Below are 8,890 nucleotides of genomic sequence, written 5' to 3' on the forward strand. Positions count from 1 at the left end.
TTCCCCCATCTAAGCGAGGCCCGCATGATCGATCCGGTGACGCTCGACGGTCCGCCCGCCGTCGGTACCTTCGACCAGAAGCGGGCCGAGAACGCCATCCGCGAGCTGCTGCTCGCCGTCGGGGAGGACCCGGACCGCGAGGGGCTGCTGGAGACGCCGGCCCGGGTCGCGCGCGCCTACAAGGAGATATTCGCGGGCCTGTGGCAGGAGCCCGAGGACGTCCTCACCACCACCTTCGACCTCGGCCACGACGAGATGGTGCTGGTCAAGGACATCGAGCTGACGTCGGTCTGCGAGCACCACCTGGTGCCGTTCCGCGGGGTCGCGCACGTCGGGTACATCCCGTCCACCAGCGGCAAGATCACCGGGCTGTCCAAGCTCGCCCGGCTGGTCGACGTCTACGCCCGCCGGCCGCAGGTGCAGGAGCGGCTGACCAGCCAGGTGGCCGACGCGCTGATGCGGATCCTGGAGCCGCGCGGGGCGATCGTCGTGGTCGAGTGCGAGCACATGTGCATGTCGATGCGCGGCATCCGCAAGCCCGGCGCCAAGACCATCACCTCCTGCGTGCGCGGCCAGCTGCGCGACCCGGCCACCCGGGCCGAGGCGATGAGCCTCATCATCGGCCGGTAGTCCGGCGCCGCTCCCGGCGGCGCGGCTCAGCGCGCCTCGTGCCCCGCGTGCGGCGGGGCCGGGGTGCCCGGGGCGGTGCCCGCCGGGGCGACGGGCGGCCGAGACGCGTTCCCGGAGCCGCCCGCCGTCCGGACCGACCGGCGGGTTCATCGCCGACCCGTGCTAACCGAGGTGGGAGCCCAGCCATTCGAGCGAGGCCGGCAGTTCCCTGGTCCAGCTGTCGAAGTTGTGCCCGCCGTCGTCCAGGTAGAGCGAGTCGATCCTGAACTGGGGGTTGGCGGCCGCGACCTGGGTGGCCTGCTCGACGAACTGGACGGTCTGCGGGTAGTCGCTCTCGGTGCGGGTGGAGACCGCCAGCAGGTTGAGCGTCGGAACCGGTGTGTTCCGCAGCCGCCAGCCGAGGTCGTGCTGCTGGGTCAACGCCTTGTCGCCGTTGAAGAGGTCGCCGCCGGTGTAGTTGTCCTGGCGTACGGAGAAGTCGCCGTGCAGGCTCGCCGCGCTGCCGAAGACTCCCGGGAAGCGCATCGCCAGGCGCAGCGCGCAGCTGCCGCCGGTGGAGTAGCCCATGGTGGCCCAGGAGCCGGCCGTGCGTCCGACCCGGTAGTTGCTGCGGATGGCCTCGGGGACGTCCTTGACGAACCAGGTCTCGGTGCGCGGGCCGCCGGGGACGTCCACGCACTCGGTGTCCCGGGAGGGCACGACCGCCGGGCGGGCCATCACCACGATGGTCGGCGGCATCTTGCCGGTGCGCTGGAGCTCGATCGCGGTCTGGGCGAGGGGGAGCTCGTGGAGCAGGTTCAGCGTGGTGCCCGGGTAGCCGGACAGGGCCAGCAGGACGGGGAAGCGGACCAGGGCGAACTTCTCGTCGAAGTACGCGGGCGGCAGGTAGACGAACATCTGGTCGGAGAAGCCCGTCTCCTTGCCGCTGACCCGGACCGACTCGACCTTGCCGACCTCCTCGGGCGTGCCCTTCGGCAGGTTGGTGATGGTCTCCAGGCCGCCCTCGTTGGAGGGCTGGACCAGCGCGTCGCCGACCGGGACGCTGCCCTTGCGGTTCTCGTTGCCGGCCAGCGCGAGCTTGGCGCCGCCCGGGCTGAGCAGGTCGTGCCAGGAGGTGTAGAACCCGAAGGAGTTGTTCACCGACAGGGCGAGCACGGCCAGGACCGAGACTTGAACCGCTGTCAGCAACCCGATCCGGCCGAGCACCGGCAGCGGGCGTTGCGACGCCAGCCGGGGCCAGACCCACAGGGTCGTGAGGAGTGCCGCAGCGCCGATGGCGAGCAGCGAGTCCACCAGCGCTTCGCTGGTCAGTTCCATACCGTCGACCTTCCGGTGGGACACTGTCGGTGCGAGGTTCATCGTCTGGCGGTCCGTCAGCCACGGCCACCGCGGCTAGGCTGTCCGGACGCCCGGGGGCCGGAACGGGGCGAGGGGAATCAGAGGCAACCGGCGCCCTAGAATGCGGCGTCCACCGTACGTAACGCCTCCCGGGGGGTCCGGTCGCGCCACGCTGCGGCGACCCCCCGGCTCCCACCGCCGGCTCAACCCGCAGCGCCGCCACGGCCCCGGTTTACCGACCGTTTCCGGGTCCTTGGTATGCGCATTGCCTGATGAAGGAATAGGCATGAAGGTCCATCACGCGTCCTCCCCCGGAGTGACCGGACACCGCACCGCAGCCCCTACGCTGAGCTTCCATGAGCGTTCCCGTGTCCGTTGAGCCGAGCCCCGAGCAGCCGCCGCGCCGTCGCCGCGGCCTGCAGACGCTGCGCAACCAGGCGGCCTCCGTACCGAGGGCCTGGCTCCCGGGAGCGGTGGGCTACGCCTGTCTGCTGATCGGGCTCGTGGACATCGCCGGCGCGGTGTTCCCCAAGCTCCGGCACACCAAGATGCACACCGTCGCCGGGCAGCTGCCCGGCGGCACCACCAGCCTGGCGGCGGTCGGCACGCTGATGGTCGGCATCCTGCTGGTGCCGCTGGCGCACGCGCTGCGCCGGCGCAAGCGGCGGGCCTGGCGGGCGGTCTGCGTGCTGCTGCCGGTCAGCGCCGGCCTGCACCTGGTGCGCTGGCACCAGATCGGCCCGGCGGTCGTCTCGCTGGTGGTCCTCGTCGTGATGCTCGTCCACCAGCGCGAGTTCTACGCCAAGGCCGACCCGCGCACCCGCTGGCGGGCACTGGCCAACCTGGTCGTCATGGGCGCCCTCAGCGTGCTGCTCGGCCTGCTGATCGTGAGCACCCGGACCAAGTACGAGATCGGCCACCCGGGCCTGACCGAGCGCCTGCAGCACGTCGGGTACGGGCTGTTCGGCTTCGAGGGCCCGGTCCGGTACAACAGCGACCGGATCTCCGACCTGGTCGCCTACCTGCTCGGCGGGCTCGGCCTGCTGACCGCCTTCACCACCGCCTACCTGGCGCTGCGCCCGGGCAAGCCGAAGCCCGAGCTGACCGCGGAGGACGAGGAGAAGGTGCGGGCGCTGCTGGTGCGGCACGGGGACCGCGACTCGCTCGGCTACTTCGCGCTGCGCCGCGACAAGAGCGTGCTGTTCTCGCCCACCGGCAAGGCCGCGATCTCCTACCGGGTGGTCTCCGGCGTGATGCTGGCCTCCGGCGACCCGGTCGGCGACGTCGAGGCCTGGCCGGGCGCGATCAAGGTGTTCATGGCCGAGGCCCGTGAGCACGCCTGGGTGCCGGCCGTGATGGGGTGCAGCGAGCTCGGCGGCGAGGTCTGGACCCGCGAGGCGGGCCTGGACGCGCTGGAGCTGGGCGACGAGGCGATCGTCGACACCGCCGCCTTCTCGCTGTCCGGCCGGGCCATGCGCAACGTGCGCCAGATGGTCAAGCGGATCGAGCGCAACGGCTACTCCTGCAAGGTGCGCCGGGTCTCCGAGGTCGACGCCGAGGAGAAGTACCGGATCGCCGACGCCGCCGCCCGCTGGCGCGGCACCGACACCGAGCGCGGCTTCTCGATGGCCCTCGGCCGGTTCGGCGACCCGCTGGACGACGACTGCGTGGTGGTCACCGCCCACAAGGCCCCCGAGGAGGGCGAGGAGGGCGACGACCTGAAGGCCGTGCTGCACTTCGTGCCCTGGGGCCCCGACGGCATCTCGCTGGAGCTGATGCGCCGTGACCGCGCCGCCGACCCGGGGCTGAACGAGCTGCTGATCGTCGCCGCGCTCCAGGCGGTGCCGGCGATGGGCGTGCGGCGGGTGTCGCTCAACTTCGCGATGTTCCGCTCGGCGCTGGCCCGCGGCGAGCGGATCGGCGCGGGCCCGGTGCTGCGCGCCTGGCGCGGACTGCTGGTGTTCCTGTCGCGCTGGTTCCAGATCGAGTCGCTGTACAAGTTCAACGCCAAGTTCCAGCCCGAGTGGGAGCCGCGCTTCCTGGTCTTCCCGAACACCCGGGACCTGCCGCGGATCGGCTTCGCCGCGATGCAGGCGGAGGCCTTCATCACCCTCGGCATGCCGCGCTTCGGGCGCAAGCGCCAGCGCGAGGGGCTGATGCCCGTCCCCTCGACCCGCGAGGTCACCGAGGCCGCCTGAGGCCCGTCCACACCGCCCGGGGCCCCCGCCGACGACCGTCGGCCGGGGCCCCGTTCGATAATGGGAGACATGAACGATTCGCCGTCCTTCTCCCTGCCGGCCGGTCTTCCGCGGCTGGACCGCTGCGCCGTGATGGGCGTGGTCAACGTCACGCCCGATTCCTTCTCGGACGGCGGGATGTGGCACGACCCCGCGAAGGCGATCGCGCACGGCCTCGCGCTGCGGGCCCGCGGCGCGGACCTGGTGGACGTCGGGGGTGAGTCCACCCGCCCGGGCTCCCAGCGGGTGCCCGAGGAGGAGGAGCTGCGCCGGGTGATCCCGGTGGCGCGCGAACTCGCCGACGCCGGGGTGCTGGTCTCGGTGGACACCATGCGCGCCTCGGTCGCCGAGCGGGCGGTCGAGGCCGGCGCCGCGATCGTCAACGACGTCTCCGGCGGGCTCGCCGACCCGGCGATGGCCCGGGTGGTCGCCGAGACCGGCGCGCCCTTCGTGGTGATGCACTGGCGCGGGCAGTCCGCCGACATGGAGCGGATGGCCGTCTACGGCGACGTGGTGCGGGACGTGGTCGCGGAGCTGACCGACCGGGTGGACGCGCTGCTGGCCGCCGGGGTCAAGGAGGACCAGCTGATCCTCGACCCGGGGCTCGGCTTCGCCAAGACCTCCGAGCACAACTGGGCGCTGCTCGGCCGGCTGGACGCGCTCACCGCGCTCGGCCGTCCCGTGCTCGTGGCGGCTTCGCGCAAGCGGTTCCTGGGTACGCTGCTCGCCGACCCGGCAACCGGGGAACTGCGCCCGGCCCGGGAACGCGACGATGCGACGGCCGCGGTGTCGGTGCTGTCGGCCCGGGCCGGAGCCTGGGCGGTGCGGGTGCACGACGTGTCCGGCACGGCGGATGCCGTCCGGGTGGTCGCGGCCTGGCAGCACGCGGCGCGGCTGGGCTGAGGGAGGGTCTGTGACGGGTGACGGCAGGTTGAGCGGCGGTACGGCCGGAAAGGCCCGCGGGGCGGATCTGGAGGCGGTGCTCGCGGCGAACCGGGCGTTCTACGAGGCGCTGGAGCGGGGGGACGTCGAGGCGGTCGAGGAGGCCTGGCTGGGCGCCGAGTACGCCGACGACAAGGGCGGCGTGGTGTGCGTGCACCCGGGCTGGCCGGTGTTGCGCGGCCGGGCGCAGGTGACCCGTTCGTACATGCTGATCATGATGAACACGGAGTACATCCAGTTCTTCCTGACGGATGTCGAGGCCGAGGTCCACGGCGATGTGGCCCTTGTCACGTGCACCGAGAACATCCTGTCCGGCGGCGAGGCGGAGGAGGAGGGGGAACTCGGTCCGCTGGTCGGCGGAAAGGTCGTGTCGACGAATCTGTTCCGTCGCACCCCGGCCGGGTGGAAGCTCTGGTCGCATCACGGTTCACCCGTTCTGACCAGCGGGGACGACGACGAGGAGAGCTGATTCCGGAGGTCGCGGGAATTCCGCGGCGGGAAGTCGTCCGGGATTTCCGAGTGGTCACCGAACGTTCACGTCAATTGCCATATCGGCGCGCGTGGCGTCGGTTCGTGCCGGGTAGGACGGTCAGGCGTTGTCCGTGCTCGCGGGTAGATTCGAAACGGAGTGGCGGGCGTGCTGCCCGCCTTCGCCCCGCCCGTCCATGCCTTTCTCCGGGTGGGGCCCGTCCGACTGGGAGCAGTGATTCGTTTGCTGGACCGCGTCACCCTGCGGGGGCTGCGTGCCCGGGGCCACCACGGCGTCTTCGAGCGCGAGCGCGTCGAGGGGCAGACCTTCGTGGTCGATCTCGTGCTGTACCTGGACACCCGCCCCGCCGCGGCCACGGACGACCTCACCCGCACCGCGCACTACGGTCTGGTGGCCGAGGAGGCCACCGCGATCATCGCCGGGGAGCCGGTCGACCTGATCGAGACCCTGGCCCAGCGCATTGCCGACCAGTGCCTCAAGCACGAAGCGGTCGAGGAGGTCGAGGTCACCGTGCACAAGCCGGACGCCCCGATCACCGTGCCGTTCGACGACGTGACCGTGACCATCCACCGGGGCCGCGCATGATCGCCACCGCGCGCCCGGCATCCGATGCAGAGGGATTTCTTCGATGAGCAGCAGCGACCCGACCGCCGCGCCGAACGCGTTCGACCTGGAGAGCCGGGTGGACTCCGCCGACACCACGCTGCACAGCCAGCACTCCGCGGTGATCGCGCTCGGCAGCAACCTGGGCAACCGGCTGGACACCCTCCAGGGGGCCGTCGACGCGCTCGCCGACACGCCCGGGCTGAAGATCAAGGCCGTCTCCGCGGTGTACGAGACCGAGGCCGTCGGCGGGCCCGAGGAGCAGCCGAACTACTACAACGCGGTCGTGGTGCTGCGCACCTCGCTGCCCCCGCGGGACCTGCTGGAGCGCGGCAACGCCATCGAGGACGCCTTCGGGCGGGTGCGGACCGTGCACTGGGGCCCGCGCACCCTGGACGTCGACATCCTGGCCTACGAGGGCGTGCTGAGCGACGACCCGCAGCTGCTGCTGCCGCACCCGCGCTCGCACGAGCGGGCCTTCGTGCTCGCCCCGTGGCTGGACGCCGAGCCCGAGGCCGAGGTGCCCGGGCACGGGCGGGTGGACGCGCTGCTGTCCGCGCTGGGCGGCCCGGACGCGCAGGGCGTGAAGCGCCGCGAGGACATCCGGCTGACCCTGCCGGAGTAGCCCCTCTCCCGCGGATCCTCCCGGGCGCGCGGCCGGATCCGCATCAGCGGGCCCGGCCCGCCCGGGGCGGTCGGCCGGGGCCCTTGATCAGGGAACTCGGCCGGGGGCCCGGCCGTACGAGTAGGTGTCCGACGTTCGCGCGGGTGTCCGCCCGGCCGGGCCCGGTACGGTGGCCTGGCGTCGCCGTGCCGGGCCACCGGGCGGCCGGCCGGTTCTGGTACCCGGGAAGGACCTCCTCCGAGTGAAGCTGCTTCGCCTCCGCCTGCTGATCGGCATCACCGCCGCCACGACGGCGCTGTCCTGGGCCGGCTCCAAGCTGTGGGCCTCCGTGGACACGCTGCCGGCCGTGCCGACCGCGGCGCCGGTGGTGCTGGCGGCGGTGGCGGTGATCCTGCTGGCGATCGCGCTGTCGCTGCGGGCCCGGCTGAAGGCGGTGCGCGAGCGGCAGCGCGGGGCGAAGGGGGTCGACCCGCTGCTGGCGGCCCGGGCGGTGGTGCTGGGGCAGGCCAGCGCGCTGGTCTCGTCGGTGGTCACCGGCGTCTACGCGGGGGCCGGGATCCACCTGCTGGGCGAACTGGACGTCCCGGCCCGCAAGGACCAGGCCGTGACGGCCGGGCTCGCGGTGCTGGCGGGAGCCGCGGTGATCGCGGCGGCACTCTGGATCCAGCACGTGTGCAAGTTGCCGGAGAACCACGACGACCCGGGCGGTCCGGCGGCCTCGCACCGCTGAGCTGGGCCTTCTCCGTGATCTTGGGTGAGGTTCCGGGCACGTGCGGTAAAGACCTGACCCTGTCAAGGGCAGAAGGGGACCCTGGGCTGACACGCCCCCAATTCGCACGCTAGTTTCTTGAGCATGTCTCGCGGACGCCACCGTCATTCCTCCGTCCTCGGCCGGGTCTTTCCCCCCACCGCCGCCGGCGTGCTGCTGGTCGCCGCACTGGCCGCTCTGCTTTTCAGTCAGGACACCGTCCTGGTGCGCTCGGTGGGCGTCGCGGCGGTGATCGCCACGCTCGGCTTCGCGCTGCTGCTGCGCCACCGGGACAAGGCGGCCCGGGCGGCCGCCGAGATGTCCGCGGCCCAGCGACTGCGCGCCGAGGAGCGGTTCGAGGAGCAACTGGCCGAGGCCGAGTACGCGGCGGAGGTCGCCGAGGAGCGGGCCACCCGGTTCGGGCGGCGGCTGACGGCGGAGAAGTCGCGGCTGGCGAAGGCCGAGACGGAGATCGCCCGGCTGCTGCGCGAGCGGGCCGTCGCGGTGGCCGAGCAGGCGCTCAAGGAGGCCGAGGCGGCCCAGCGGGCGGTCGCCGCGAGCCGTCCGAAGCACCCGGCCAGCCCGGCGGCTTTCGTGCGGGCGGCGTCCGTGCTGCGGACGCTGGAGCGCCGCGCGGAGGAGCGGGACGCGCAGCGGGCCCGTACGGCGGGCGGGGAGGTCGCGCTGCGGACGTCCGCGAGGGCGTCGCTGACGGGCCCGGCCGCCCCGGCCGCCCCGGCGCCCGTGCCGGTGGCCGTCCCGGCGCCGGTGGTGCCTTCGGTGCCCACCCCGGGGCAGGCCCCGGAGGCCCCGGCCGTGGAGCGTCCCGCCGCGGCGCGTCCGGCGCTGACCGCGACGGTCGGCCAGCTCGGCGGGACCCCGGTCGCCGCGGCGGCTCCCGCCGCGGCGGTGGATCGGCAGCGGCCGCGGTCGGCCCAGTCCGGGCAGGCGCGCGGGCAGGGCTTCAGTTTCTTCGGCCGCGGCTCGGCCGCCGCGGTGCGCCCGGCGGCCCCGGCACCGGCGGTGGGCAGCGTCGCCGAGCTGGGGGAGCGCGCCGACCTGGCGGACGTGGTGGGCGACGAGGCGGTGGCCGTGGCCGCGAAGGCCGAGGCCGAGGCCCGGGCGGCGGAGCCGGTCGAGCCGGCGGAGCAGGCCGAGCCGACGGTGGTGGACCTGACGCCGGAGGACGAGACCGAGCTGATCCAGCTGCCGGAGCTGCGCGCCTCGCGCTGAGGCCCGGAGGTCACGCGAACGCCGCGGCGCGGGAAGTCGGAGGG

9 protein-coding genes are annotated in these 8,890 nt (G+C 73.3%); 8 read left to right on the top strand and 1 reads right to left on the bottom strand.

Features of this window, described 5'->3' with window-relative positions; genetic code table 11:
• The first annotated feature begins 24 nt into the window (after positions 1 to 24).
• Positions 25 to 630, top strand: coding sequence for a GTP cyclohydrolase I FolE (folE, locus tag ACFRAR_RS30220; protein WP_030309924.1), 606 nt, complete (start codon positions 25 to 27; stop codon positions 628 to 630).
• A 162-nt stretch (positions 631 to 792) separates the two neighbouring features.
• On the opposite strand, the gene ACFRAR_RS30225 is transcribed toward folE, so the two are convergent.
• On the bottom strand, positions 793 to 1,947 hold the full coding sequence (locus ACFRAR_RS30225; RefSeq protein ID WP_380701914.1) for an alpha/beta hydrolase: 1,155 nt from the start codon (positions 1,945 to 1,947) through the stop codon (positions 793 to 795).
• Between the two features lie 377 nt (positions 1,948 to 2,324).
• Between ACFRAR_RS30225 and ACFRAR_RS30230 the strand changes: the two genes are divergently transcribed.
• The 7 genes from ACFRAR_RS30230 to ACFRAR_RS30260 all read left to right on the top strand — a co-directional run bounded on the left by ACFRAR_RS30230 (position 2,325) and on the right by ACFRAR_RS30260 (position 8,846).
• A complete protein-coding gene (locus ACFRAR_RS30230) occupies positions 2,325 to 4,166 on the top strand; it encodes a phosphatidylglycerol lysyltransferase domain-containing protein (protein ID WP_380701916.1) in 1,842 nt (613 codons plus the stop codon).
• 60 nt (positions 4,167 to 4,226) lie between these two features.
• Positions 4,227 to 5,108: a dihydropteroate synthase gene (gene folP, locus ACFRAR_RS30235; protein WP_380701918.1), complete on the top strand. Its 882-nt coding sequence runs from the start codon at positions 4,227 to 4,229 to the stop codon at positions 5,106 to 5,108.
• Positions 5,109 to 5,118: 10 nt separating this feature from the next.
• Positions 5,119 to 5,616 (top strand): nuclear transport factor 2 family protein, encoded by a 498-nt coding sequence (locus tag ACFRAR_RS30240; protein WP_380701920.1) that lies wholly within the window; start codon positions 5,119 to 5,121, stop codon positions 5,614 to 5,616.
• Positions 5,617 to 5,862: 246 nt separating this feature from the next.
• Positions 5,863 to 6,222 (top strand): dihydroneopterin aldolase, encoded by a 360-nt coding sequence (gene folB / locus ACFRAR_RS30245; protein ID WP_380701930.1) that lies wholly within the window; start codon positions 5,863 to 5,865, stop codon positions 6,220 to 6,222.
• Between the two features lie 43 nt (positions 6,223 to 6,265).
• Positions 6,266 to 6,865, top strand: a complete 600-nt coding sequence (gene folK, locus ACFRAR_RS30250; protein WP_380701922.1) for a 2-amino-4-hydroxy-6-hydroxymethyldihydropteridine diphosphokinase — start codon at positions 6,266 to 6,268, stop codon at positions 6,863 to 6,865.
• A 241-nt stretch (positions 6,866 to 7,106) separates the two neighbouring features.
• Positions 7,107 to 7,595 carry a DUF3180 domain-containing protein gene (locus ACFRAR_RS30255; protein WP_380701924.1) on the top strand — a complete coding sequence of 163 codons (489 nt, stop codon included), beginning with the start codon at positions 7,107 to 7,109 and terminating at the stop codon, positions 7,593 to 7,595.
• A gap of 123 nt (positions 7,596 to 7,718) precedes the next feature.
• Positions 7,719 to 8,846 carry a hypothetical protein gene (locus ACFRAR_RS30260; RefSeq protein ID WP_380701926.1) on the top strand — a complete coding sequence of 376 codons (1,128 nt, stop codon included), beginning with the start codon at positions 7,719 to 7,721 and terminating at the stop codon, positions 8,844 to 8,846.
• Positions 8,847 to 8,890 lie beyond the last annotated feature (44 nt).

This window comes from Kitasatospora sp. NPDC056651 (assembly GCF_042792155.1).
Lineage (GTDB): Bacteria > Actinomycetota > Actinomycetes > Streptomycetales > Streptomycetaceae > Kitasatospora.

Bases quoted from the DNA above. Each gene is read 5' to 3' on its own strand.
- folE (WP_030309924.1), top strand. From the start codon at position 25: ATGATCGATCCGGTGACGCTCGACGGTCCGCCCGCCGTCGGTACCTTC.
- ACFRAR_RS30225 (WP_380701914.1), bottom strand. From the start codon at position 1,947: ATGGAACTGACCAGCGAAGCGCTGGTGGACTCGCTGCTCGCCATCGGC.
- ACFRAR_RS30230 (WP_380701916.1), top strand. From the start codon at position 2,325: ATGAGCGTTCCCGTGTCCGTTGAGCCGAGCCCCGAGCAGCCGCCGCGC.
- folP (WP_380701918.1), top strand. From the start codon at position 4,227: ATGGGAGACATGAACGATTCGCCGTCCTTCTCCCTGCCGGCCGGTCTT.
- folK (WP_380701922.1), top strand. From the start codon at position 6,266: ATGAGCAGCAGCGACCCGACCGCCGCGCCGAACGCGTTCGACCTGGAG.
- ACFRAR_RS30260 (WP_380701926.1), top strand. From the start codon at position 7,719: ATGTCTCGCGGACGCCACCGTCATTCCTCCGTCCTCGGCCGGGTCTTT.